The sequence below is a fragment of the Streptomyces sp. 1114.5 genome, from assembly GCF_003635085.1.
Classification (GTDB): Bacteria; Actinomycetota; Actinomycetes; order Streptomycetales; family Streptomycetaceae; genus Kitasatospora.
In genome coordinates this window covers 4,431,042-4,454,148 of record NZ_RBXE01000001.1, presented here as the reverse complement: position 1 = coordinate 4,454,148, position 23,107 = coordinate 4,431,042, and the positions used below count along the sequence as shown (strand labels likewise).

The 23,107-nt window shown below is 73.1% G+C and carries 22 protein-coding genes and 1 pseudogene; 5 read left to right on the top strand and 18 right to left on the bottom strand.

Annotated features, from left to right (window positions below; all coding sequences use genetic code 11):
• Positions 1-130 precede the first annotated feature (130 nt).
• From BX285_RS19790 to BX285_RS38490, 9 genes and pseudogenes are all read right to left on the bottom strand, one after another.
• Entirely contained in the window at positions 131-961 is an 831-nt protein-coding gene (locus BX285_RS19790) for an MBL fold metallo-hydrolase (protein WP_097239196.1), read from the bottom strand.
• Positions 954-1,832: an NAD-dependent epimerase/dehydratase family protein gene (locus BX285_RS19785; protein ID WP_097239195.1), complete on the bottom strand. Its 879-nt coding sequence runs from the start codon at positions 1,830-1,832 to the stop codon at positions 954-956. Before BX285_RS19785 ends, BX285_RS19790 begins: the two co-directional genes overlap by 8 nt.
• Before the next feature lie 90 nt (positions 1,833-1,922).
• Positions 1,923-2,090, bottom strand: a pseudogene (locus tag BX285_RS38495) (dihydrolipoyl dehydrogenase); the annotation flags it as partial.
• An 88-nt stretch (positions 2,091-2,178) separates the two neighbouring features.
• Positions 2,179-3,465 carry an MFS transporter gene (locus BX285_RS19775; RefSeq protein ID WP_121176056.1) on the bottom strand — a complete coding sequence of 429 codons (1,287 nt, stop codon included), beginning with the start codon at positions 3,463-3,465 and terminating at the stop codon, positions 2,179-2,181.
• The gene (locus tag BX285_RS19770; RefSeq protein ID WP_097239193.1) at positions 3,462-4,739 is read right to left on the bottom strand and encodes a glycosyltransferase; all 1,278 of its coding nucleotides are present in this window, start codon (positions 4,737-4,739) and stop codon (positions 3,462-3,464) included. Before BX285_RS19770 ends, BX285_RS19775 begins: the two co-directional genes overlap by 4 nt.
• Position 4,740: 1 nt before the next feature.
• Positions 4,741-5,151, bottom strand: coding sequence for a nuclear transport factor 2 family protein (locus BX285_RS19765; RefSeq protein ID WP_097239192.1), 411 nt, complete (start codon positions 5,149-5,151; stop codon positions 4,741-4,743).
• Between the two features lie 33 nt (positions 5,152-5,184).
• Positions 5,185-6,078 (bottom strand): SDR family NAD(P)-dependent oxidoreductase, encoded by an 894-nt coding sequence (locus BX285_RS19760; RefSeq protein WP_121176052.1) that lies wholly within the window; start codon positions 6,076-6,078, stop codon positions 5,185-5,187.
• Positions 6,079-6,193: 115 nt separating this feature from the next.
• Entirely contained in the window at positions 6,194-7,387 is a 1,194-nt protein-coding gene (locus BX285_RS19755; RefSeq protein WP_121176050.1) for an MFS transporter, read from the bottom strand.
• A 182-nt stretch (positions 7,388-7,569) separates the two neighbouring features.
• Positions 7,570-7,698, bottom strand: coding sequence for a hypothetical protein (locus BX285_RS38490; RefSeq protein WP_259470591.1), 129 nt, complete (start codon positions 7,696-7,698; stop codon positions 7,570-7,572).
• 252 nt (positions 7,699-7,950) lie between these two features.
• Between BX285_RS38490 and BX285_RS19745 the strand changes: the two genes are divergently transcribed.
• Positions 7,951-8,841, top strand: a complete 891-nt coding sequence (locus BX285_RS19745) for a LysR family transcriptional regulator (protein ID WP_097239189.1) — start codon at positions 7,951-7,953, stop codon at positions 8,839-8,841.
• On the opposite strand, the gene BX285_RS19740 is transcribed toward BX285_RS19745, so the two are convergent.
• The 3 genes from BX285_RS19740 to BX285_RS19730 are packed head-to-tail and all read right to left on the bottom strand — an operon-like array spanning position 8,751 to position 11,990.
• The gene (locus BX285_RS19740; protein ID WP_121176043.1) at positions 8,751-9,161 is read right to left on the bottom strand and encodes a hypothetical protein; all 411 of its coding nucleotides are present in this window, start codon (positions 9,159-9,161) and stop codon (positions 8,751-8,753) included. The genes BX285_RS19745 and BX285_RS19740 overlap by 91 nt on opposite strands.
• The gene (locus BX285_RS19735; RefSeq protein WP_121176041.1) at positions 9,158-10,657 is read right to left on the bottom strand and encodes an SDR family oxidoreductase; all 1,500 of its coding nucleotides are present in this window, start codon (positions 10,655-10,657) and stop codon (positions 9,158-9,160) included. Before BX285_RS19735 ends, BX285_RS19740 begins: the two co-directional genes overlap by 4 nt.
• Before the next feature lie 13 nt (positions 10,658-10,670).
• Complete coding sequence (locus BX285_RS19730) at positions 10,671-11,990, bottom strand: deoxyribodipyrimidine photo-lyase (protein ID WP_121176038.1); 1,320 nt, start codon at positions 11,988-11,990, stop codon at positions 10,671-10,673.
• A gap of 180 nt (positions 11,991-12,170) precedes the next feature.
• On the opposite strand from BX285_RS19730, the gene BX285_RS19725 reads away from it, so the two are divergent.
• Both BX285_RS19725 and BX285_RS19720 read left to right on the top strand, forming a co-directional pair.
• Positions 12,171-12,671 (top strand): sigma factor, encoded by a 501-nt coding sequence (locus tag BX285_RS19725; protein WP_257032916.1) that lies wholly within the window; start codon positions 12,171-12,173, stop codon positions 12,669-12,671.
• On the top strand, positions 12,602-12,880 hold the full coding sequence (locus tag BX285_RS19720; protein ID WP_121176036.1) for a hypothetical protein: 279 nt from the start codon (positions 12,602-12,604) through the stop codon (positions 12,878-12,880). Before BX285_RS19725 ends, BX285_RS19720 begins: the two co-directional genes overlap by 70 nt.
• A gap of 308 nt (positions 12,881-13,188) precedes the next feature.
• On the opposite strand, the gene BX285_RS19715 is transcribed toward BX285_RS19720, so the two are convergent.
• A complete protein-coding gene (locus tag BX285_RS19715; RefSeq protein ID WP_257032915.1) occupies positions 13,189-13,584 on the bottom strand; it encodes an SHOCT domain-containing protein in 396 nt (131 codons plus the stop codon).
• A gap of 236 nt (positions 13,585-13,820) precedes the next feature.
• Between BX285_RS19715 and BX285_RS19710 the strand changes: the two genes are divergently transcribed.
• A complete protein-coding gene (locus BX285_RS19710) occupies positions 13,821-14,678 on the top strand; it encodes a hypothetical protein (protein WP_121176034.1) in 858 nt (285 codons plus the stop codon).
• 36 nt (positions 14,679-14,714) lie between these two features.
• Here the strand turns inward: BX285_RS19710 and BX285_RS19705 are convergent, their stop codons facing one another.
• From BX285_RS19705 to BX285_RS19685, 5 genes are all read right to left on the bottom strand, one after another.
• Entirely contained in the window at positions 14,715-17,399 is a 2,685-nt protein-coding gene (locus tag BX285_RS19705; RefSeq protein ID WP_121176031.1) for a LuxR C-terminal-related transcriptional regulator, read from the bottom strand.
• A 171-nt stretch (positions 17,400-17,570) separates the two neighbouring features.
• Positions 17,571-18,461, bottom strand: coding sequence for a YhjD/YihY/BrkB family envelope integrity protein (locus BX285_RS19700; RefSeq protein WP_097239180.1), 891 nt, complete (start codon positions 18,459-18,461; stop codon positions 17,571-17,573).
• A 197-nt stretch (positions 18,462-18,658) separates the two neighbouring features.
• Complete coding sequence (locus BX285_RS19695) at positions 18,659-18,886, bottom strand: hypothetical protein (protein WP_121176029.1); 228 nt, start codon at positions 18,884-18,886, stop codon at positions 18,659-18,661.
• A gap of 12 nt (positions 18,887-18,898) precedes the next feature.
• Positions 18,899-20,326: an MFS transporter gene (locus BX285_RS19690; protein WP_097239178.1), complete on the bottom strand. Its 1,428-nt coding sequence runs from the start codon at positions 20,324-20,326 to the stop codon at positions 18,899-18,901.
• A 116-nt stretch (positions 20,327-20,442) separates the two neighbouring features.
• Positions 20,443-22,272 carry a glycoside hydrolase family 15 protein gene (locus BX285_RS19685; protein ID WP_121176026.1) on the bottom strand — a complete coding sequence of 610 codons (1,830 nt, stop codon included), beginning with the start codon at positions 22,270-22,272 and terminating at the stop codon, positions 20,443-20,445.
• 287 nt (positions 22,273-22,559) lie between these two features.
• Between BX285_RS19685 and BX285_RS19680 the strand changes: the two genes are divergently transcribed.
• On the top strand, positions 22,560-23,081 hold the full coding sequence (locus BX285_RS19680) for a hypothetical protein (RefSeq protein ID WP_097239176.1): 522 nt from the start codon (positions 22,560-22,562) through the stop codon (positions 23,079-23,081).
• Positions 23,082-23,107 lie beyond the last annotated feature (26 nt).

Sequence of the window (23,107 nt, the reverse complement as noted above, 5' to 3'; positions counted from 1 at the left end):
CGACCGCCCCCGCCGCGCCCGGGACTCTGCCCCGGGCGCAGCGGGGGCTCGGAGTGCGCGGCGCGCGCACGGTCCGGCGCCGGCTCCGTATCGCTGGCGCCGGTTCACTCTCCCGTCCGGCACCACCCGGTCAGGAGCCGCTCCTCATCGGCCGGGCCTGCTCGAAGCGCAGGTACCGTTCGACCGACCGGGCCAGCACCTCGTTGCCGCCGGCGGTGACCACGCGGTCCCACCAGGCACCGTAGATCCGGTCGAAGCGGTAGCCACCGAGTAGTTCGCCGGCGGCGCGCACGGCGTCGGGGCGCTCGGGGACGTGGTTGGCGTAGCTGTACATGATGCTGACCCACCGGGGGTCCGGGCCGACGTTGACGATGTCGCCGGTGAAGAGCGCGCCCTGGCCGGCGCTCCAGTGCATGACCGTGCTGCCCGGGAAGTGGACGCCCGGGTTGATCAGCGTCAGCTCGTCGGTCAGCCGGTGGGTCCGCCCGCTCCAGAAGCGCAGGGCGGGGTCGGGGCGGCCCACCCACTGCCGGTCGGCCTCGTGCAGGTACACGGGGGCGTCGAAAGCGTGCGCCCAGTCGACCATGGCGGAGTAGAAATGCGGGTGGCTGATGGCGATCGCGGTGATGCCGCCGAGTTCCCGCACTTCGGTGACGACCGCGTCGTCGAGGTAGGGCACGCAGTCCCAGAGCACGTTGCCGGCGGCGGTGCGCAGCAGCAGGGCGCGCTGGCCAATGGCGAAATCGGGGGTGCTGCCGATGCCGAGGATGTCCGGGCCCTGTTCCTCGAAGCGGCCCCGGTGGCCGTCGGCTCGCAGCTCGGCCAGGCTGGTCCACTGCTGGCCGTCGCGTCCGACGTACTGGCGCTCGTCCAGGCAGACCGGGCAGTCGGGGCGCGGGGCGGCGAACTGGGTGCCGCAGGTGCGGCAGACGGGCAGCGTGGTGCCGGTGAGGTCAGCCACGGTCGCCTCCGGTCAGCTCGGTCAGGACGTACGGGCGGCTGGGCCGCCAGCCGAGTTCGGCGAGGGCGCGTCGGCCGGAGACCACCTGGTTCAGGCCCAGGGCCTCGGCGAACGGGCCGCCCACGGCCTCGGCGGCCTGCTCCATCGGCCAGGGCTCGGCCCGGCCGGTGCCACCCGCGGCGATGTCGGCGGCTGCGGCGAGTGCCGCGACCGGCACCGCTTCGTGCGCCACGCCGTGCAGCACGCTGCCCGCGTCGGCCTTTGTCGCCGCCAGTACGAAGAGTTCGGCGAGGTCGTCCACGTGCACCATCGGCCAGCGGCTCGCGGCCGAGCCGACGTACCGGCCGGTGCCGTGCTCGCGTGCCCAGTCGGTCATCAGGCCGGGTATGCCGCCACCGCGGCCGTACACGATGCCGGGCCGCACGACGACCGCGCGCACGTCCTCGGCGACCTCGGCCAGCACCCGCTGCTCGATCCGCGGGCGGTAGCCGACGATGGCGATGGCGTTGGTGGGCGCGTCCTCGTCGAGGGGCGCGTCGCCGGTGGCGCCGAGCACCCAGACGCCGCTGGTGTAGACGAAGGGGCGGCCGGTGCCGCGCAGCGGGGCGGCGAGCGCCTCGATGACGGCGGTGTCGACGTCGGCGTCGCCGCTCGGGGGAGCCAGGTGGATCACGGCTTCGATCTCGGAGGTCACCGCACCGGCCAGCGAGGCCGCGTCGGCGGTGTCGCCGACCAGCTGGGCGTGCCAGGCCCGGCCGGCCTGCGGCTCGGCGTCACGGGTGAGCGCGACGACCTGGTGGCCGGCGGCGGTGAGGTGCTCGGTGACGGCGGAGCCGATGTACCCGGTGGCACCGGTGAGCAGAACCTTCATGACGTTCCTTTCTTGAGAGCGAGACGTCAGGTCTCGCTCGATGGGATGGTGATGTGCTTCGAAGCTGCGCGGTGTGCGCAGGGTTTCGCCTCAGGGATTGGTCATGTGTCCGGCCGGGCCGTGCGCGGCTTCCTCGACCGCCTCGCCCAGGGGCGGATGGGCGTGCACGCTGCGGGCCGCCTCGTGGGCGGTGAGCTCTCACCACTCAGCGAGCGTCAGCGCGGTCGCGTCGGGCCCGATCAGGTGGGCGCCGATGATCGCCGATGCGCCGTTCCTGCTTTCCGATCATCCGGCTGACCCGAGTCCGACCGGGCCGGACGGCAGAACGCTGCCGAGTACTGGCCGGCTAGCCGGCGCGGCCCCGGCTGAGCCTCCTCGGCTCGGCGGTCTCGCAGCGTGCGGGCGGCACGGCTTCGGCCGTCGTGGTGTACACCGCCTCGGCCGGTAGCCGCTGCTCCAGGGCGAGCAGCATGACGGCCCCCGCGGTCGAGCTCGCCGTCAGCACCAGCCAGGGCAGCCGGCCGTCGACGGCCAGCAGGCCGGTGAACAGTGACGGCGCCAGGGTCTGGGACAGCGCCCAGGACAGCTGGTAGGTGGCCAGGTAGCGGCCGCGCGCCTCGGCGGGAGCGGCGCTCACCGAGAGCGCGCCCGCGCTCGGGCTGTGCACCAGTTCACCGATCGTGTACAGGACCAGCAGCCCGACCAGGCCGGCCATCACGCCCTGGCGGGGCATGCCGCCCAACAGGGCGTAGCCGAGGAACGCGGTGGCGAAGACCAGGGCGCCGACCGCGGCCACCCGCGTACGCCGGGCGAAGCGCCGGCCGAGCCTGCCAACCGGCACGCCGGCGAACGCGCAGAGCGCGGTGTTGACCGCGAACAGCGGACCGGCCACCGAGGCGGGCAGGTCGAACTGGCTCACGGCGTACACCGGCAGCAGCACGCTGAGCGCCGAATAACCCAGGGCGATCAGGAAGTTGGCCAGGGTGAGCCCTGCGTACGGGCGATCGCGCAGGACGGTGCGGTAGCCGGCCGGTTGTCGGGCGGTTGCGGGGCGGAGCGAGTGGGGGGTCCTGATCCGCAGCGCGAACAGTGCCGCGACGAAGAAGGTGGCCGCGTTCAGCCAGGCGACCGCCAGGAAGCCGTGGTCCCCGCCGAGTTGGACCAGTCCGGCCGCGAGTAGACCGCCGGCGCCGAGGCCGGCGTTGTTCACGCTCCGGGCGAGTGCCATCAGCCGGTCCCGGTGCTCCCCCTGGGCGAGCTCGCCGATCAGGGCCTGCTGGGTCGCGGGGAACGCCTGGGCGCCGGCCGCGGTGAGGGTGGCGACCAGGGCGAAGACCGGCAGGGTGGTGCCGAGTGGGAAGGCCAGGAAGCCGAGGCCGCGGACCAGGTAGAGCGCCAGCCGCACCCGCCGGGCACCGAACCGGTCGACGGCCCAGCCGCCGACCGGCATGGCGCCCATCGCCAGCAGTCCGGCGACGGTCAGGACGGTGCCGATCGTCGGCAGTGGCAGTCCGGTGATCCGCTGGAAGAAGACCAGGCTGAACGGCACGTACATGCCGGTGCCCACTGCGTCCACCAGCATCCCGGCGATCAGGTTCCGCTCGCCGGGCACCCGGTGGTCCTTCGTCTTCATACCCTCTCCCCGACTGCAGGGTGCGGGGCGGACACGTGCTGCCTTCCCCGGCCGACCCTGTCGCGCAGCAGCTCCGCGGCCGCCGTCGCCCCGCCGGTGCGGACGGTGTCGGCCACGGCAGCCGCTCGTACGCGGGTCCCGGGGTTCAGGGCCGTCTTGAGTGCGGCCGACAGGGACTCGTAGGTCAGGGTCGGACCGTCGTGTGCCACGCCGATGCCCAGCTCGGCCACCCGGCCCGCCCAGTACGGCTGGTCCGCCATCTGCGGTACCACCACCTGCGGCGCGCCGGCCCGGGCGGCCGTCGTCGTGGTGCCCGCGCCACCGTGGTGCACGACGGCGGCGACCCGGGTGAACAGTGCCTGCTGGTTGACCTCGCCGACGGCGAAGCAGTCGTCCCGGTCGTCGGTCAGGGTCAGGTCGGCCCAGCCGCGGGAGAGGAGGACCCGCCGGCCCTGCGCGCGGACCGCCTCGACGGCCGTCCGGGCGACGCTCTGCGCGTCGTGGACGGGCATGCTGCCGAAGCCCACGTACACCGGGGGTGCGCCGGCGTCCAGGAACGCCCCCAGGTCGGCCGGGAGCGGGCGGTCGTCCGGCCGGATCCATGCGCCGGTCTGCACCACGTCGAGGTCGGCCGGCTGCGGCCACGGGCTCAGGGTCGGGTCGGCCGCCAGCCACGGGCGATCGGTGAAGACGTGGTCGCGGACGTTCTCCACCGAGGGCAGGCCGATCGCGGCCCGGTGGGTGTTGATCGCCTCGCCGAACAGCGCGTTCATGTGCTCGGTGTTCAGGTCCCACAGCACCCGGTTGTCGGTCACCTCCGGCGGGAGCGGCCGGCCCGGCCACGCGAGCGGCGGGTGGTGCGGCGACGGCAGGTAGGTCGGGAAGTAGGCGACGAACACGTAGGGGACGCCCAGCTTCTCGGCCACCGACCGCGCGGCGGCTGCGGCCGGGATCAAGCCGGTCGCCACGACGACGTCGCATCCCTCGGCCACCGCGGCGGCGGATTCGTACGTCTCGGCGACCATCCGGGCCGCACGCTCGGACAGGCTCTCCGCCGGCAGCGGCTTCCCCGTCCCGGTCACGGCCCCGGTCGCCATCGCGCGCAGCGACCGGCCGAGCGGCACCAGGGGGATGCCGGCACCGTCCAGCAACTCCGCGAAGTCCGGCGGAGCGCACACCTGCACTTCCGCGCCGAGCGCCCGCAGTTCCGCCCCGAGCCCGAGCATCGGCTCGACGTCCCCTCGCGAACCGTACGCCACCAACAACACACGCATTTCAGGATTTCCTTTGCTTTCCATGGATTTCGGCCCCGGCCGGCGTGGCGTCGCCCGCGCTCTTGCCGTAGCCGAGGGACTCGACGATCCGGCCGTCCTGCACGAGGATGAGGTTCACGCCGCGGACGGAGTCGGTGGGTTCGTCACCGAAGTAGTACCGCCAGCGGACCGTGGCCCGTTCACCGGTGACGACGACGGCTTCCGACTCGAACCGGCCCGCGCGGTCCTCGGCGAGGGCCCGGCAGAACTCCAGGCACTCGGCGCGCCCTTCGTAGCGGGCTCCGTCGGGGGCCGGCCCCCTCGCCTCCATCACGCAGTCGTCGGCGATCAGCTCGGCGAGTGGCGAGGTGTCATGGTCGAGGAAGACCCGGTTGAAACGGTGGACGACCTCGGCCGTGGTACGGAACGACATGCCGCACCTCTCAGCAGTCCCACGAACGGTCGGTCACGGGTTCTCCTCGCGAGGCTCGGCCGCCGCGTCCGCGGTGACAGGGCCGGGGATCGCGTGTTCCGCGGCCCGGCTGACCTTCTCCCACGCCGCCCAGGTGGCCATGCGGGTGCGGACGATGTCGAACGCGAGGTCGTAGACCATGCTGCCGAGGAGGAGGCGCAGCGGTGGCTCGTCGCTGTCGACCAGCTTGAGCAGCGCGGCCGCGGCGAGCTTCGGGTCGCTGTCGACCGAGCCCTCGGCGAACTGCTTGGCCAACTCCTCCCGCAGCGGCGCGTACGCCTCCAGGGGGCTCGTGTTGCGCATGGCGGTGTAGAGGTCCGTCCAGTAGCCGCCGGGCTGGACGATGGTCAGCTTGACTCCGAAGCCGGCGGCTTCCGCGGCCAGGGCTTCGCTGAGCCCCTCCAGGGCGAACTTGCTGGCGCTGTAGAGACCGGTGCTGGGGAAGCCGCCCAGGGCGGCGATGCTGGAGACCTGCACGAGGTGCCCGGAGCCCTGTTCACGCAGGACCGGCATGACGGCCTGGGAGACCCAGAGGGCGCCGAAGAAGTTGGTGTCCAGTTGGGCCCGGGCCTCGGCCTCGGTGAACTCCTCGACCATGCCCATCGACAGCATTCCGGCGTTATTGACGACGATGTCGAGCCGACCGAAGTGGGCGATCGCCTCGGCGACGGCGGCGAACACCGCGTCGCGGTCGGTCACGTCCAGCCCGAGGGGCAGCACCCGTCCGGGGTGGGCGGCCGCCAGTTCGTCGAGCGGGGCCGTGGTGCGGGCGGCGACCGCGACGCGGTCGCCTGCGGTCAGCGCCGCCTCGGCGAAGGCGCGGCCGAGGCCCCGGCTGGCGCCGGTGATGAACCAGACGCGGCTCGTGGTGTCGGCTGAGACGTGCATGTGCGGCACTCCTGTCTGAGGGACGAGACGCCCGGGGCTCGGTCCGCCGGGGTCTCGGGTGTGGGAGTTTCGGGTGCGTGTGTCGGTGCGTGCGCAGGCGTGTCCGGTCCGCCGGTCAGCTCCTGCGCGCGCTCCATACGGCGAGGGAGGTGAGGAGGGTGAAGAGGGCCCCGGTCGTCAGGGCGGCGTTGACGAAGAGGTGGGTGGCGACGATTCCACCGAGGAGGGCGCCGAGTGCGATGGCGAGGTTGTAGACGGAGGTGTTCAGGGCGGTGGCCGCCTCGGTCGATTCGGGTGCGGCCTTGAGGATCCAGGTCTGGACGGCGACCGGTACGCCGCCGAAGGCCAGCCCCCATGCCATCAGCAGGAGCGCGCCGCTGACCGGGGTGCGACCGGCGAGGGGGAAGAGCCCGAGGACGACGGTCAGCACGCCGCCGATGGTGATGATGGTCGCGCTGATGTTCCGCTCCGCAGCCGCGCCGGCGAGGAAGTTGCCGAGGATGCCAGCGACGCCGAAGCCGAGCAGCAGCGGGCCGATCATCGCCTCGTCGATCCCGGAGGTGGCCTGGAGGATCGGGCTGACGAAGGTGAAGGCGGCGAAGTGACCGCCGACCAGGAGAAAGGTGGCGAGGACGCCGGCTCGTACCACGGGGTGGCGGAACTGCTGCGGCAGCGTACGCAGCTGAACGACCTGCTGGGCGGGCATGGGAGGCAGCAGGAGGAGCAGGGCCACCAGCACGAGGAGACCCAGTGCGCCCGCGGCCACGAACGCCGCCCGCCAGTCCGCGAGCCCGCCGATCAGCGTCCCGGCCGGTACGCCCAGGACGTTGGCGGCCGTCGCGCCGCCGAAGACGATCGAAATGGCCCGGGGGATGGAGCGCTCCGGCACCAACCGCACGGCGAGACCTGCGGCGAGTGCCCAGAAGCCGCCGATGCTGATGCCGACGAGGAAGCGCGAACCCAGCAGGACGGCGAAGTTGGGTGCCAGTGCTGTCAGGCCGTTGGCCAGCACCATGAGGGTGATCAGGCCGATCAGGGCGACCCGCCGGTCGAGGTGCCGGATCGCCACCGGGAGCAGCGGTGCCGTGACGGAGGCGACCAGGCCGGGCACGGTCACCATCAGTCCAGCGGTCCCCTCGGAGACGTCCATCGCGCTGCCGATGAAGGGGAGCAGCCCGACGGGCAGGGACTCGACGGTCACCAGCGCGAACGTTCCGACCGCCATCGCGACGACGGCGAGCCACCTGGTGAGGGGTGTTCGCTCACCGGCGTCGGTGGTGCAAACGGTCGCGGAATCGACGATGGTCATGGTGGTACTCCGGTCTGTAGGGCTGATCGGCCGCTGACGGATCTTGATCACGGCGAGGTCGGGCCGGATGACCACGATGGACTCGGCTTCGTAGGTGACGGTCGGCGGCTGACGGGTCGTGCCGGGCAGAGCTCGGTGGGCGAAGGCGCAGATCTCTCCCAGGCCGGTCAGCGGGTCGCGTCCTAACGGGACAGCTCCGTGAACGCGTCCGGCAGGCCGTTTCGCCGGGCGTGCACGACCTGGGCAACGAGGGTGACGACGGCGCGCATCTCCTCCTGTGAAACGGTGACGCCGGCGGCGAGGGGCTTCATGAGGGTGTCCTTCCTGGGGGTGCGGGTGTGCCGGGCGCCCTGGGACAACAGCTGGTCTCCCGTCAGGCACGCTGTCGGCGGCCGCAGGCGGGCCTCCTGGCGGTGCGGTGTCACCGGTACGGGCGCCGCACCGCCCGCGGACCACCGCGCGGCGGTTCCGGCCGCTGTCGATCTTCCAACTCTCCACCGCGCCCATCAATGTCGAAGATCAGTAAGATCCGATAACTGAGACTTATGACGGGGGCGGCACAGGTGGAAATACGCGACATCGAGATCTTTCTGACGTTGGCCGAGGAACTGCACTTCGGCAGGGCGGCCGCCCGGTTGCACCTCACGCAGGCTCGTGTCAGCCAGGTGATCGGACGCCAGGAGCGAAGACTGGGAGGCCTGTTGTTCGACCGTTCCAACCGCCGCCAGATCCGCCTGACCCCGCTCGGCCAGCAGCTCCGCAGCGACCTGCGGCCGGTCTACGCGAACCTGCGCGACAGCCTCGAACGCGCCCGGATGGCCAGCCGCGGCAAGACCGCACGCCTGCGCGTCGGCATGCTGCCGTTCAACGTGCCCGACATGTACCCCTACTGGGAGACCTTCCGCTCCCGTCATCCCCAGTGGGAACTGCAGCTGCGCCGGGCGCCTTACCTCGACCCGTTCGCCAGGCTGCGCGAGGGCGACATGGACGTCTTCCTCACCTGGCTGCCCGTCGACGAGCCCGATCTCACCGTCGGCCCCATCCTCTTCCGCGACCCCCGCGTCCTGGCCGTCGCCGCAGACCACGAGCTCGCCGAACGGCACTCCGTCCCGTTCGAGGCCCTGGCCGACTTCGCCCATGCCATGCCACCCGACATGCCCGACTACTGGGAAGACGCCTACCTGTCGTTCCACACGGCCCGGGGGAAGCCGATCGAACGCGTCGAACAGGTCACCAACGCCGACGAACTGATCCACCTCGTCAGCACCGGCGAGATCGTTCACCCCTTCCCCTCCCACGTCACCCGCTACTGGTCCATGTCCCACGTCCGCTTCATTCCCGTCCCCGACATGGGGACGATTCCCTACGCCCTGGTGTGGCGCAGGGACGGAGAGAACGAACTCGTCCGGGCCCTCGCCCAGACCGTCCGCGACATCGGCGTCCTGCACTTCTGACGCCGCCCGCGTGCAACCGTCGCCACCCGTACCCGGGCTTCGGCCTGCCGCAGTGTCGAGCTGGTGCGCCAGCAGGTGTCGAGGTCGGAGGCGATCCGCAGCAGGGTGGCGGTGCGCAGGCTGCGGTCGTCCGGCGCGCAGGCCATCGCCAGGCCACAGGCCGCGTCCCGCAGCGCGAGCGGGCGCAGGCAGGTCGCCACCGGCCGGGGCACCGTGCCGTCGGGGCCGGACGGGGCGGCGAGCAGCACCGGGCGGGCCGCCACGGCGACGCCGGACACCGCCGTCGCAGCGCCCACGGCCCTGGGCAGGGGGCGGTTCATCGCGGCTGCCTCCGTCGGCGGTCGGTGGGGACCTGTCCGGTGATGTTGCGTGCCATGTTGCCGAAGACCACCGAGTGGAACGGGGCGACCGACCACCAGTAGACGTGTCCGGCGAGCCCGTGCGGGTGGAACAGGGCGCGCTGGCGGTAGTGGGTGCCGCCGTTGCCGTCCGGGGCCACCGAGATTTCCAGCCAGGCGAGTCCGGGCAGCCGCATCTCGGCGCGCAGCCTCAGCAGCCGCCCGGAGTCGACCTCCTCGACCCGCCAGAAGTCCAGCGGATCGCCGACCCGCAGCCGGGCCGGGTCGCGGCGGCCGCGGCGCAGCCCGATGCCGCCGACCAGGCGGTCGAGCCGGCCGCGCACCGCCCAGGCGAGCGGGAAGGAGTACCAGCCGTTGTCGCCGCCGATCCCCTCCACCACCCGCCACACGGTCTCGGGCGGGGCGGGCACCCGGAGTTCCTGCACGTCCTGGTAGAGGCTGCCGCCGGCCCAGTCGGGGTCGGTGGGCAGCGGGTCGCTGGGGGCACCGGGCAGGCTGGCCGAGGACCAGTGGGTGGAGACCTCGGCGTCGCGGATCCGGCGCAGCGCCAGCTCGACGGCACGGTCGAAGCCCACCGGGCCGTCGGGCGGGTCGGGCGAATACAGGGCGATGTCGCGTTCGGAGCAGACCACTTCATGGCGCAGCGATTCGACGAGCGGCCGGGCGATGGAGTTCGGCACGGGGGTGACCAGACCCACCCAGTGGCTGGAGAGCCAGGGGGTGAGCAGCGGCGTCGGCAGGATCAGCCGGGGCGGCAGGGCGGCCACCCGGGCGTAGCCCTGCATCATCTGCCGGTAGGTCAGGATGTCGGGGCCGCCGAGGTCGAAGCTCCGGTTCACCTCGGGCGGCAGGTCGGCGACCGCCACCAGGTGGCGCAGCACGTCACGGACCGCGATCGGCTGGATCCGGGTGTTCACCCAGCGCGGGGTGACCATCACCGGGAGCCGCTCGGTGAGGTAGCGGAGCATCTCGAAGGAGGCCGATCCGGAGCCGATGATCACCGCCGCCCGGAGTTCGGCGGTCGGCACGCCGCTGTCGCGCAGCTGCTGCCCGACCTCGGCACGCGAGCGCAGGTGCGGCGAGAGCCGGGCCAGCGGGACGCCGCGCGGGACGAGCCCGCCCAGATAGACGATCCGGCGCACCCCGGCGGCCCGGGCGGCGGCACCGAAGTCCCGGGCGGCCTGCCGGTCGGTGGCCTCGAACCCGGGCCCGGTGCCCAGCGAGTGGACCAGGTAGTAGGCGACGTCCACGCCGTCCAGCGCCCCGGCGAGCGTCTCGGGCCGGGTGACGTCGCCGCGCGCGGCCTCCACCCGGGCCCGCCACGGCTGGTCGCGCAGCCGTCCCGGGTCTCGGGCCAGGCAGCGCACCCGGTGGCCGGCGGCGAGCAGTTCGGGCACCAGGCGGCCGCCGATGTAGCCGGTGGCGCCGGTGACCAGGCAGGTGAGCGGTGCTGTCATGGCGGCCTCCCGGTCAGTCCAGGGCTCGGGCGGTACGGAGTCGGGCCGACAGGTCCTCCGGCGCGATCAGGGGGGCCGGGTAGTCGGGGGCGAGCAGCCACGGCCGGTGGATCGACAGTCCCGGCAGGTGGGCGAGTTCGGGCACCCAGCGGCGGACGTACGCGCCGTCCGGGTCGTACCGGTCGGCCTGTCGGAGCGGGTTGAGCACCCGGTTGGGCCGGGTGTCGGTGCCCGTGCCGGCGACCCACTGCCAGTTCAGCTGGTTGTTCGCCAGATCGCCGTCCACCAGCAGCTCCAGGAAGTGCGCGGCGCCGATCCGCCAGTCCTGGTGCAGCGTCTTGACCAGGAAGCTCGCCGTCAGCAGCCGGGCCCGGTTGTGCATCCAGCCCTCGTGGGCGAGCTGGCGCATGCCCGCGTCGACGATCGGGTAGCCGGTGCGGCCCTCGCGCCAGGCCGTGGCCTCGCGCTCGTCCCGGTGCCACCGGTCCTCACGGGTGCGGTAGTCCTGATGGGCCGCGTCCGGACGGGCGGCGAGCACCTGGTGGTGGAAGTCCCGCCAGGCCAACTGCCGGACGAAGCCCGCCGCCCCCTCGCCGCCGTGCTTCGACGCCAGGGCCGCCAGCTCGTTGGCCGACAGGCAGCCGAAGTGCAGGTACGGGGAGAGCCGGGAGGTGCCGTCGGCGGCGAGCGCGTCGTGCAGGTCGGCGTAGGAGTCGATGTCCCAGCGCCGCCGGAGCTCACGGGCCGCCGTCTCGCCGCCCTCTGGCAGGGCGGGCGACACCGGCTTGGCCGTCGGCAGTGCGACACCGTCGATGCCGTCGGGAGTGGACAGCTTCCGCGGCGCACCCAGCACCGACCGGCGCGGCGCCTGCTGCCAGGCCCGGTGGTACGGGGTGAAGACCGCGTAGTGGTCCCGCCCGGCCGGAGTGACCAGGCCCGGCGGGAGCACGGTCAGCACCCCGTCGTGCACGTGCAGCCGGCCGCCGAGCCGCTCCCGCAGCCGGGCCTCGCGCCGCCGGGCGAACGCGCTGACGCCCGCCGCCACGTGCACCGTGTCGGCGCCGGCCTCGGCGGCCACCCGGGCGGCCTGCCCCGCCGGGTCGCCCCGGCGGACCACCAGCCGAGCGCCGATCCGGCGCAGCGAGGCGTCCAGGTCCGCCAGGCACTCGGCGAGGAACGCCTGCCGGTTGGACGCGGCGAAACCGACCGCCTCCACGGCCGGGTCCAGGACGAACAGCGGGACGACCTGGTCCGCCGCCCGGGAGGCGGCGTGCAGGACCGGATTGTCGTGCAGTCTCAGGTCCTGGGTGAACAGAGCGACAGAGACGGTCATCGGTGTTCCTCGGGGGGTTCGTCGGGTGCTCTGATCGGTGCGTCGGGCCCGCCCTCGGGCGTCTGCCCGGATGTTCGGAGCCCACCCGCGTACCGGATTGCGCCGGTTCAACCGGTGCTCAAAACGATGCACAATGGATGCGAGTCGCCCGCATCGATACGGCCGCCGCACAGTGACAGCGTGACTCAGACCACCTGCGAACGGCCTCTCGCGCAGCCCGGCGCCCCGGCACCTGCGGCGAGTCCGGTCGACCTGATGGCAGCGGTCGCCCGCGGCGACCAGGACGCGCTCGCCGAGCTGTACCCGACGCTCGCCCCCGCCGTGTACGGGATCGCGCTGCGGACGCTGCGCAACCCCGCCCTCGCGGAGGAGGTGACCCAGGAGGTGCTCCTGGAGGTCTGGCGCACCGCCGCCGGTTACCGGCCCGACCGGGGCGCCGTGCTGCCCTGGGTGCTCACCATCGCCCACCGCCGTGCCGTCGACCGGGTCCGCGCCACCCGGGCCGCCCACGACCGGGAGGTACGGGTCGCCCTGCGCGAGCAGCCGGAGAGCACACCCTCCCGTTGGACGCGGTGGCGGCCGGGCTCACCGGCCGCACCTTGCCGTTCCGGATGCTGGGCGCGGCCGTCCCGCCCCGGGCGCTGCTGGACGCCGTGCGCCGGCTCGGCCCCGGCGCCGTGATGCTCTGGTCGCAGAGCCCGCACACCACCGACCCCGAGCTGGTCCGGCAGGTCGTCCGCACCGCCTGGGGCGCCCGCGGATCCCGCAACCGCGCCCTGGTCCTCGTCACCGGCCCCGGCTGGCGCCGCTCCGACCACCCGGAGGGCATCGCGGGCCCGCTCACCCTGCTGAGCGCCCTCGACCTGCTGGAGCAGGCCGTGACCGGCTGACGCCCCCGTTCGATGATCACCGCCCTCCGCTGTGGCGCACGGCCTCGGAGGTGACCGGGTCAGGCTCAGGCGTGCGCCCGCCGCCGAGCCGATCCGACGATCTCCCACTCCTTCGAGACCGCACTGCTCGAACCGGCGCAAGCGTCGTGCTGCCCACGGGGTACGAGGCCGTCGAGGCCTACGCCGAACGCGCCGCCACCCACGCCGAGCGCTGGAGCGACCAGGTGACCACCGTCTTCGACCTTGAACCACTCCTGGAGCACCGACGGGAAGGGGGCCACCGGGCCGGGGCGCTGTCCAGGGGCGCGTCAGGTGAGGACGAGCTCCTTGGCGCGCTGGTACTCGTCCTCGGTGATGTCGCCGTGGTTCTTGAGCTCGGCGAGCCGCGCCAGTTCGGCGACGTGGTCGGTGGGCGCGGCGGTGGTGCCGGCGGCGTCCCGGATGTAGGTGCGGAACTCCTGCTCCGCCTCGGCCGCCTCCTGGTACTCGCGCTTCCCCATGCCCTTGCCCCTGGCGATCAAGTAGACGAACACACCGAGGAACGGCAGGACGAGCACGAACACGCTCCAGCCGGCCTTGGCCCAGCCGCTCAGGGCGTCGTCCCGGAAGAGGTCGCCGAAGACTCGGAACAGGAGGAAGAACCACATGATCCACAGGAAGATCCACATGGTCGTGAAGAAGATGTTGAGCAACGGGTAGTCCACCGGGGGCCTCCTGACATCGATGGTCTGCCCCGAACGCCGTGGCAGACGCGGTCTATTGCCGGTGTACCGGGCTGCGGCCCGGCGGGGCATCACCCGCGCCGGGTGAGTTCCGCGCCCGGGGCGGCTCCGCAGCGGCGGGGCTATTCTTGCGACTGATGGGCGGAGCGGAGCGCGCACAGCGGCGACGGCCCGGCCTGGGCGACCTGCTGAGGACGGTCCGGGCGGACCCTGCCCGCATGCCCGAGCGGCTGGCCGCCTTCACGGTGGAGTTCCTGGGCCCCCAGGCGGCCGACACGGTGGTGCGGGCGCGCGAAGCGGAACGAACCGGGACCCCGCGGGGCGAGAGCGTCGAGGCGGTGATCGGGCGGGGCGTGCGCCGCTCCGTGGTGGAAGGCTCGTTCCTCGGCGGTCCCTTCGTGCTCCTGCTGCCGGTCGCGTTCATCGGCGCACTGCTCGCCCAGCTGCGGATGGTGTTGGAGCTGGGCGCCCTGGCCGGCCGCGATCCGTGTGACCAGGAGGCGGCGGTGGAGATCCTGCTGGTGCAGGGCGTCCATCCGACGCGTGCGGAGGCCAGGGCGGCCCTGCGGGAGGCGTCCCGGGGTCCGGTCGACGAGGGCGGCAAGGGCTCCTGGTTCGACGTCGTCCGTCGGCAGGCCTACCTGATCGGCCTGTTGGCCCCGGACGACCCGGCCCGGAGCCGGATCCGCAAGTGGCTCGGCTGGGCCGGCATCGGGGCCCTGCTGGTCATCGGAACGGTGGTGCCGTTCGTCTGGGTGCCCGCCTGCGGCGAGATGTATCGTCGCGCCACCGACCGGCTCGCGGACCGTACCCTCGCCCTGCTCGGGTCGGAGGGCGGCGGGCCCGTGCCGGTCCGGGACCGTGACCGTGACCGTGACCGGTCCGTGCTGCGCCCCGGCCTGCTCCTGGTCGTGCTGCGGACCGTGGGGGCGTGCGCGGCGACGGTGGGCGGGGTGCTCGTGGTGCTGCTCACCGGAGCTCGGGTCGCCGGCAACTCCTGGCTCGCCGTGTTCCTCGTCCTGCTGGGTGCGGGCGCGGTGGTGGCCGGCTGGCACTGGCTGCGCTCCCGCCACTGAGCACCCGGCTGCGTCCGCCCCCCCCGATTCACACGGTCAGATCAGCCGCAGTTCACGGGCCCGCCGGACGGCCCTGCGGCGCCCGGAGACCGCGAGCTTCCGGTTGATGCTCTTGAGGTGCGTCTTGACCGTGTTCACCGAGAGGAACAGTTCGGCGGCGATCTCCTCGGTGGAGAGCAGCCGTGCGGCGCTCTCCAGGACCTCGATCTCCCGGTCGCTCAACGGCTCGACGGGCGGGTCCGGGACCGCGTCGTCTCCGCCCGCCGCCGGCGGCCCCGGGAGGAGGTCGGGGGGCAGCCAGTCGTGGTCGTCCACCGGCGCCGGCCGGGCCCGTAGCAGCTGCCGCAGCCACGGCCCGGCCTCCCGGAACGGTCGGACCACCTGCTCGGACCTGGCGACCGTGAGGGCGCGGGTGAGCAGCCGCCGGGCGCCGGCCTCGTCACCCAGGGCCGCTGCGACCTGTGCCCTGGCCAGCAACACCCGGGCGGTGACCGCCGGCCCGTGGCAGTCACGGTCGGGGATCGCGTCCAGGGCCCGGCGGGCGCTCGGGCCGTCCCCGGCCGCGAGATGGACACGGGCCGCCGCGACGGCGCAGTCCGGGCCCCCGGCACCGTCGCGGTCCAGCACCGCCAGGGCGGCGGCCGGATCGCCGTCGGCGAGGTGCGCGGCCGAACCGACCACGGCCGCGCCCTCCGTCACCCAGGCCGGCAGTGGTCCGGCCGCCGGAGGACGGCCGTCGTCCACCCGGTCGAGCGTGTCCAGGGCTGCCCGGGCCCGGCCGTCGGCCAGCAGGATTCTCGCCCGGACGATCGCCAGGACGGCGGCGACCGCCGGATCGTGCCGGGCCGCGGCCGACCCGGCCGCCCGGTCGAGCGCCGCGCGGGCCGTCGGCAGGTCGTCCCGGTCGACGGCGAGCATGGCGAGCACCAGCTGACCGACGCCGGTGCGGGAGACCGGCGGCAAGCCGGCGAGTTCGGCTTCGGCCGTGGCCCTCCGAAGACGGGCCTCCGACCGCCCCGGCCGCCCGTCCAGCAGGTCGATCAGGGCGAGGCAGGCCAGCGCCTCGTGGCGCGGACCGGCCGTTGTGGCCCCCGCGGGCGTCCTCGCTGCCGCCGCGAGCGCCGCACTCGCGGCGCCGAGACTGCCTTCCCAGAGCAGCGCCGAGCCGAGGTCGTTCAGCCGCAGCGTGGACAGCTCCGGGTGCCCCGCCACCAGGGCCTTCGGTACCGATTCCTCCAGCCGCTCGGCCTGTTCGGCGGCAGCCCGGGCCTGGTCGGCCGAGCCGGCCAGCCGAGCCGCCAGCACCCGCAGTTGGGCCAGGGTGAACAGGGCCGCCGGGTCGTCCTCGCCCTGGTGTTCGGCGAGCAGTGCCTCCGCGCGCCGGAGGTGTTCGGCACCCTTGTCCACGTCGTGCCGGGTGAGGTCACAGGCCGCCCGGACCAGTTCGGCGGCCGGCCCCTGGGCCTCGGGGGCCATCGTGGCGAACAGCCGGTCCAACCGCTCCGCATCCCGGCCGGTGAACAGCCGCCCGATGGCCAGTTGATCGACCACCTGAGACGCGGCGAACTCCCAGTCACCGGCCGCCGCGGCGTGCGGAAGCGCCTCCGTCAGCTGCCCCGCCCCGGCCAGCCACCGGGCGGCCTTGCGGTGGAGTTCCCGTTCCAGCCCCGGGCTCCGGGCTCCCAGGTGGATGCGCAGGATCTCGGAGAACAGCGGGTGGCACCGGTACCAGGAGTGTCCGACGGGCTCCACGAAGGCGTTGGCCCGGGAGAGGGCGGCCAGGGTCCGCGCGCCGTCCGGGCGACCGGTCAGGGCGTCGGCGAGGTCCGGGTGGATCCGGTCCAGGACGCTCGTCCGCAGGAGGAGGTCCTGGGTCTCGACCGGTTGGGTGTCGAGGACCTCGGCGAGCAGGAAGTCCGCGACCGTGCTCTGCCCGGCCTCGAACTCCGCCAGGTACGCCGCGGGATCGGCGGCGCCCTGGGCGGCCAGTGCCGACAGCCGCAGGCCGGCGGCCCAGCCGCCGGTCCGCTCGGTCAGCGCGCGCACGTTCCCGGCGGACAGCGCGAGCCCGTGCCGGCGCAGCAGCACGGAGGCCTCCTCGGGCCGGAAGGCGAGGTCGGCGGCCCTGATCTCGGTCACGCTGCCGGACGCCCGGTAGCGGTGGATCGGCAGGAGCGGCTCCGTCCGGCTGAGCAGGGCCAGGCGCAGACCGGCACCCGCGTGGCCGAGCAGGAAGTGCAGACCGGAGGCCACCTCCGCGGAGGACACCTGCTCGAACTCGTCGAGCACGAGGATCACGGGCTCGTCCCGGACGCTCAGGTGGGCGGCCAGCCGGGCCAGCAGGGAGTGGTCGACCTCGTTGGCCCGGGCCGGACTGCCGATGCCGGCCGGCAGGGCGACGCCGTGGTACCGGAGCGCTTCCAGCAGGTAGGCCCAGAAGACCCCCGGCGCGTTGTCCTCGTGCTCGACGGTGAGCCAGACCGCCGGACCGGGCAGTCGCGCCGTGGCCACCCAGTCGGCGACGAACAGGGTCTTCCCGGCACCCGCCGGTCCGCTCACCAACAGCAGGGACGTCGGCAGGCCGTCGCCGAGCCGGTCGACCAGGCGCTGCCGGCGAACGAAGGTCTCCGGCGTCGCGGGCACCGCGAACCGCGCCGCGAGCACCGGGTCGCCGCCGGGTATCCGGGACGACGGCCCAGCGTCACCGCGGAAACCGTCCACCAGGTGGCCCCCGTCCTGGCCGCTGGGCTGGAGGCCATGGTCGTCACCTCGGGGGAGTCATGGCGCGCCGACAACGCGGATGTCTGACGACTCCCATCGTTTCCGACTTCCTCCGGCTCGGCAAAGGGGGCGGGCGGTCCCGTTCAGGGGGCCGCCCGGCCTTCGTGCCTTCTAGCCGTCGTCCTCCCCGGTCGGCTCGGGGGTGCCCAGGAGCCTGGCCAGCCGGCCCTGGCCGGCCACCACGTAGCCGATGCCGATGCCGAGCGTGACGGCAGTGAACACCACGATCAGCCAGCTGAGCAGGGTGAAGACCAGTCCGAGCGGGCCGAACTGGGTGATGCTGCGGTTCAGCGAGCGGGGAACGTAGAGCTTCGACACCCAGGCGAGCGCGGTCAGGCCGGCACTGGTCAGCACGGCCCCCGGGATCAACGGGAGCCAGGAGACCCGCCCGCCGAGCAGAAGGTGCTGCGTCCACAGCCAGAGCAGACCGGCCGTGATCAGGTAGAGGACGACCCCGAGGGCCTCGCCCGCGCCGAATCCGCTCCGCACCTTTCCCTGGAGGACCAGGGCAACGATCCACACCAGCAGCCAGGCGAGCCACCGCCACGCCGCCAACCGCCCGGAAAGGTGGGGCAGGTGCCAGGTTCGCTCGCACAGGCGCTGCAGGATGCGGCTGCAACTCGTGGCCGAGAGCACGGTCACCAGGATGCCGATGCCGCCGAAGGCGTCCGTGGTCGCCTCCCGGCCGACAGGCTGGAGCGCCCGCTTGACGTCGTCGAGCGAGCTGCCCTGGAGGCCGAGTACGGTCCGCAGCGAGTCGGCGGCGCTGCTGCGCGCCTCCTGGGGCAGGAAGGCGGCCAGCACGAACAGCACCGGGATGGCCGTCAGGAACGCCTGCGCGGCGAGCCGGGTGGCGGTGTCCAGGACGTGGATGTGGATCAGCTGGGCCGCCAGCCGACGCAGGAACGGCGCGTCGCGCAGGTCGGCCGTGCGCCCCCGTAGCCAGGCTGACCTGGCGCGGAACCGGTCAGTGCGGGTCGGCTCACCACGCTGCTGCGCCACTCCGCTCTCCCTCGGTCGATGCCGGCGGCCGGGCCGCCGAGTCGCGGCCCGTCGCCGGTCGCCGGCCGCCCGGGTCCGGGGCGGCGGGCCGGCCACCGTCCCAGCCTGGCCGACGGGGCGCCGGGCGGCACCCCGGGCGGTCCGCCGTTCGGCGCAACCGGCGTGGCCGGCGCAGCCCGTCCCGGCGCGGGGGGTGTTCAGCTCCCCGGCCAGCGGAGCGCCTCCGGCTCGGGCAGCCGGCGGAGCTCCATGACGTGCAACCCGAGCGCCTGGAACCGGCTGAGCAGGCCGTAGAGGTGGGCCTCGTCCGTGACGGGGCCGAACAGCAACGTCTGGTCCGGAACGAAGACGCTCTCCAGCTCCGGAAAGGCCTCGCGGACGGTCAGTCCTGACATCGCCCCGGCGATACGGAACTCGTAGCGCATGGGGTCCTTCTCTCACGTGCTGTGCCGGGCCTCACCGGCCCCGGCCGGTGCCGGCGGGGGCGCGGTGGAAGTCCGGTCGCGCGGCAGGAACAGTGCGGCGCAGAGACCGATGAGGCCGCAGAGCGCGAGGGCTGCCATGGCCGCCGCATAGCTGTTCCGGGTGAGTTCGGAGACCAGGATCGTTCCGGCGACTGCGGTGCCGATCGAGGAGCCGAGGTTGGAGACGCTGCGGGAGAGGCCGGAGATCTCGCCCTGACGGCTGTCGGGGAAGGCGGACTGCACGATGTTGACGGAGGGGGTGAGCATCAGGCCGATGCCCAGTCCGATCAGCAGCAGTCCGGGGGTGAACGCCCAGACGGAGTCGACGGCCCGCACCAGCAGCAGGAGCACGACGATGCCGACGGTGGTGAGGGCGAAGCCCGTGATGATCAGGGAGCGCTGGGACCGTCGCTCGGCCAGGCGTTCGGCGGCGAGCGAGGTCGCGAGCAGTCCGAGCGTCGCGGAGGTGAACACCGCTCCGGTGGAGATGGCGTTGTAGCCGCGGACGACCTGGAGGTAGGCACCGACAGTGAACGACACGCCCATCAGCACGAGCCATTGGGCGTTCTGGGTGACCAGGCCCAGGTTCGAGGTGCGGTTGTGGAAGAGGCTGGAGGCCAGCAGGGGTTCGCGACCGGTGTCCTCCAGGCGGCGGATCCAACGGAAGAAGCCGCCCAGCACCGCGGCTCCGGCCAGCAGGAGGGCGATCATCAGCCAGGTGTTGTTGTCCGCGGCGAGGATGCCGGTGACCAGCAGGATCAGTCCGCCGGCTGACAGGACGGCGCCGACGGTGTCGAAGGGCCGGGTGCGGTCGGCGGGGAGCGGGTCCTCCAGTTTGCGGGTGAGGAACACGATCACGGCCACGATCACGACCTGGAAGCCGAAGTTGGCACGCCAGTTGATCGCCGTGGTGAGCAGGCCGCCGAGCAGCGGACCGGCTGCCGCGCCGACACCGCCCAGGGCCATGATGGTGCCGAAGGCGCGTGCCCGGGCGGCGGTACCGGTGAACAGCAGCGTGGTCAGGATGTAGACCGGGGGGATCAGCAAGGCCGTTCCGACGCCTTCGAGGATCGAGTTGCCGACGATCAGGACGCCGAGTCCGGGCGCGACGGCGCTGAGCAGGGCTCCGACGCCGTAGGTGACGAGACCGACCCTCAGGCAGAGCTTGCGGCCCCAGCGGTCGGTCAGCTTGCCGCCGGGAATCATCAGCGCGGCCATCACCAACAGGAAGACGGTGATGACCACTTGGACGCCCTGGACGCTGGTGTCGAGGTCCGCGCTGATGTCGTTGATCATCACGTTCATGCTGGAGCCGGCGAAACTGCAGATGAACTGGGCCAGCGCCAGCGGGATCAGGACACTGCGCCCGGTCGCGGCGGGGGCGGCGATCGTGCCGGTCATGCCGGGTTTCCTTTCCTGGGGAGGTCACCTGGTACGCGGGGCGGGTGGACCCGCCCCGTGCACCACGTGTCCTCACGCGTCCCGAAGGCCCGTCTCGGCCTCGGATTGCGGCAGGCTCAGGCAGCCCCGTGGCGGTCGAGCTCCTGGTCGAGGGCGAGGGCCGCATCGATGAGTGCGAGATGGGTGAAGGCCTGCGGGAAGTTGCCCAGTTGCTCACCGGAGGGGCCGATCTCCTCGGCGAACAGGCCGACGTGGTTGGCGTAGGTGAGCATCTTGTCGAACGCGTAGCGGGCCTGGTCGATCCGGCCGGCCCGGGCCAGCGCCTCGACGTAGAGGAAGGTGCAGAGGTTGAAGGTGCCTTCGGAGCCGCTCAGTCCGTCGGGGGACGCGGCCGGGTCGTAGCGGTAGACCAGGCTGTCCTCGACGAGTTCCTGGTCCATCGCGTCCAGGGTGGAGAGCCAGTCCGGATCGGTGGGGGAGATGAATCCGACCTTGGGCATGAGCAGCAGGGAGGCGTCCAGGACCTCGGTCGAGTAGTGCTGGGTGAAGGCCTCGCGTTTGGGACTCCATCCGCGCTGCACGATCTGGCGCAGGATGTCGTCGCGTTCCGCGCTCCAGCGCCCCAGGTCGGCGGGGCGGGCGAACTTCCGGGCGATGCGGACGGCGCGGTCGAAGGCCACCCAGCACATCAGGCGGCTGTAGGTGAAGTCCTGGCGCCCGCCCCGGGTCTCCCAGATGCCCTCGTCCGGGCGGTCCCACTGCTCGCTCAGCCAGTCCACGAGCCGGCGGAACGCGTCCCAGCCGCGCAGGGCCCCCATGTCGCTCTCGTCCGCGGTGAACGCGTAGGCGGCTTCGCCGTAGATGTCGAGTTGGAGCTGGTCGGCGGCGGCGTTCCCGGCGCGAACGGGGTAGGAGCCGCGATAGCCCTCCCAATGGGTGAGGGACTCCTCGGTCAGGTGCGGGTCACCGTCGATGCGGTACATGATCTGGAGCCGTTCCCGCTCGGCTGCGGAGGCCTCGATCCGGTCCCGGACCCACCGGCGGAAGGCCAGCGCCTCGTCGCGGAAGCCGAGGCTGATCAGGGTGTGGACGGACAGCGAGGCGTCCCGGATCCAGGTGTAGCGGTAGTCCCAGTTCCGCTCGCCGCCGATCTGTTCCGGCAGCCCCATCGTTGCGGCGGCGATCAGGGCGCCGGTCGGATGGTAGCTGAGCAGCTTCAGCGTGATTGCCGAGCGCTCCACCATGGACTGCCAACGCCCCTGGTAGGTGGAGGACTTGAGCCACCCGTACCAGAACTGCCGGCAGCCGTCGAAAGCGGCCAGCGCGGCTGCGCCGCCCGGTGCGGCGGGCGGAGCGGCCCCCGGGGCCTGGGTGGTGAGGACCACGGTGGCCATCTCCCCCGCGTCCAGCGTGAACCGCGCGGTGACGTCGGAACCGTCCGCGCGGAGCACGACCTGGTCGGTGGCCTGGACGTGCAGTTCCTGGCCGGGACCCTGCAGCACCGCGCTGCGTTCGTCCGGCAGGGAGAGCCGGTGGGTGGCCCGGCCGTAGTCGAAGCGGGGCCGGCACTCCAGCACGAAGGGCAGCCGTCCGCGCACCACCCGGGCCGTGCGCAGGATTTGGTGCCGGTCGCTCGGTGACGGCGAGGTGTCGGGGAGCATGAAGTCGACGACCTCGGCCACGCCCTGCGGGGCGAGGAAGCGGGTCATCAGGATGGCCGTACCGGCCAGGTAGAGCTGCTTCACCGTGGCTTCCGGCACCTCGTCCCGGTCGACCGCGAGCCGGCACCGGCCGCCGTTGGCGTGGTCCAGCAGGGAGGCGAAGAAACTGGGTGAGTCGAAGCGGGGGGTGCACCACCAGTCGAGGTCGCCATCGGTGGAGACCAGGGCGGCGGTCTGCAGGTCGCCGATGACCCCGTGCTCGGCGATCGGAGGATACGGAATCACGATGTGCTCCCCGGTGGATTAGGGAAACGGATGGGCGGGGGAACGGCCACGACGGTCACGGGCCTTCACGGTCACGGTACGAACGGCGTACGGGAGGCGGATCACCCGGTCGGGGTGAGAGGCGGCGCCGGGCGGCAGGGCTCCGCGCGGGCCGTGGGCGGCGTTGCGGCGGGCGGCGACGGGGCCCGCTCACCTGCCGGAGGGAGGCGGCGCGCCGGGGAACGGGCGATCATGGGCTGAGCCGGGTTCAACGGCCGTCCCCGGCCGGGGACGGGAGGAGGCGCCTCGTGTCCACGCCCCGCAGCCGTCCCCCCACCGCGCGCGGGCCGGCCCCGGAGGGAACCGCCCACCGGACGGACTACGCCGGAGCGGTCTACGGTTCGATGCTGGCCGCCTCCGTGATCGCGGCCTCCGGAGTGCACGAAACCCGCCCGCGGCTGTCGCTCATCGTGCTGCTGGTGGTCACCGGGCTGGTCTTCTGGGTCGCCCACGTCTACGCCCACCTGGCAGGAGAGCGCGAGGTCGGCCGCCGGGTCCGGTGGAGCCGGGTGCGGGAGGTCGGCCGGGAGGAGTGGCCGCTCGTCGAGGCGTCGGCGCTGCCGGCCCTGGCGGTGTTGGTCAGCCCCTGGCTCGGGACGAGCAACAGCGCCTGGCTGGCCCTCGGCGTCGCCGTGGCGCAGCAGGTGGGCTGGGCGACCCTGGGCGCCCGTCGGGCCGGTGTCCCCACCGGCCAGGTGGTCGTCGAGGGCGTGGTGAACCTCCTGCTGGGCCTGATCATCGTGGCGGCCAAGGTGGCGGTCGGACACTGATCCGGCCGACGGGTCCCGGGGGATCC

Excerpts from the sequence above, each read along its gene's own strand:
- BX285_RS19695 (WP_121176029.1), bottom strand. The coding sequence starts at position 18,886 with ATGCGCTACGAGTTCCGTATCGCCGGGGCGATGTCAGGACTGACCGTC.
- BX285_RS19765 (WP_097239192.1), bottom strand. The coding sequence starts at position 5,151 with ATGTCGTTCCGTACCACGGCCGAGGTCGTCCACCGTTTCAACCGGGTC.
- BX285_RS19740 (WP_121176043.1), bottom strand. The coding sequence starts at position 9,161 with ATGAACCGCCCCCTGCCCAGGGCCGTGGGCGCTGCGACGGCGGTGTCC.
- BX285_RS19770 (WP_097239193.1), bottom strand. The coding sequence starts at position 4,739 with ATGCGTGTGTTGTTGGTGGCGTACGGTTCGCGAGGGGACGTCGAGCCG.
- BX285_RS19710 (WP_121176034.1), top strand. The coding sequence starts at position 13,821 with ATGCCCGAGCGGCTGGCCGCCTTCACGGTGGAGTTCCTGGGCCCCCAG.
- BX285_RS19720 (WP_121176036.1), top strand. The coding sequence starts at position 12,602 with ATGCTGGGCGCGGCCGTCCCGCCCCGGGCGCTGCTGGACGCCGTGCGC.
- BX285_RS19785 (WP_097239195.1), bottom strand. The coding sequence starts at position 1,832 with ATGAAGGTTCTGCTCACCGGTGCCACCGGGTACATCGGCTCCGCCGTC.
- BX285_RS38490 (WP_259470591.1), bottom strand. The coding sequence starts at position 7,698 with ATGAAGCCCCTCGCCGCCGGCGTCACCGTTTCACAGGAGGAGATGCGC.
- BX285_RS19760 (WP_121176052.1), bottom strand. The coding sequence starts at position 6,078 with ATGCACGTCTCAGCCGACACCACGAGCCGCGTCTGGTTCATCACCGGC.
- BX285_RS19775 (WP_121176056.1), bottom strand. The coding sequence starts at position 3,465 with ATGAAGACGAAGGACCACCGGGTGCCCGGCGAGCGGAACCTGATCGCC.
- BX285_RS19755 (WP_121176050.1), bottom strand. The coding sequence starts at position 7,387 with ATGACCATCGTCGATTCCGCGACCGTTTGCACCACCGACGCCGGTGAG.
- BX285_RS19730 (WP_121176038.1), bottom strand. The coding sequence starts at position 11,990 with ATGACCGTCTCTGTCGCTCTGTTCACCCAGGACCTGAGACTGCACGAC.
- BX285_RS19735 (WP_121176041.1), bottom strand. The coding sequence starts at position 10,657 with ATGACAGCACCGCTCACCTGCCTGGTCACCGGCGCCACCGGCTACATC.
- BX285_RS19690 (WP_097239178.1), bottom strand. The coding sequence starts at position 20,326 with ATGACCGGCACGATCGCCGCCCCCGCCGCGACCGGGCGCAGTGTCCTG.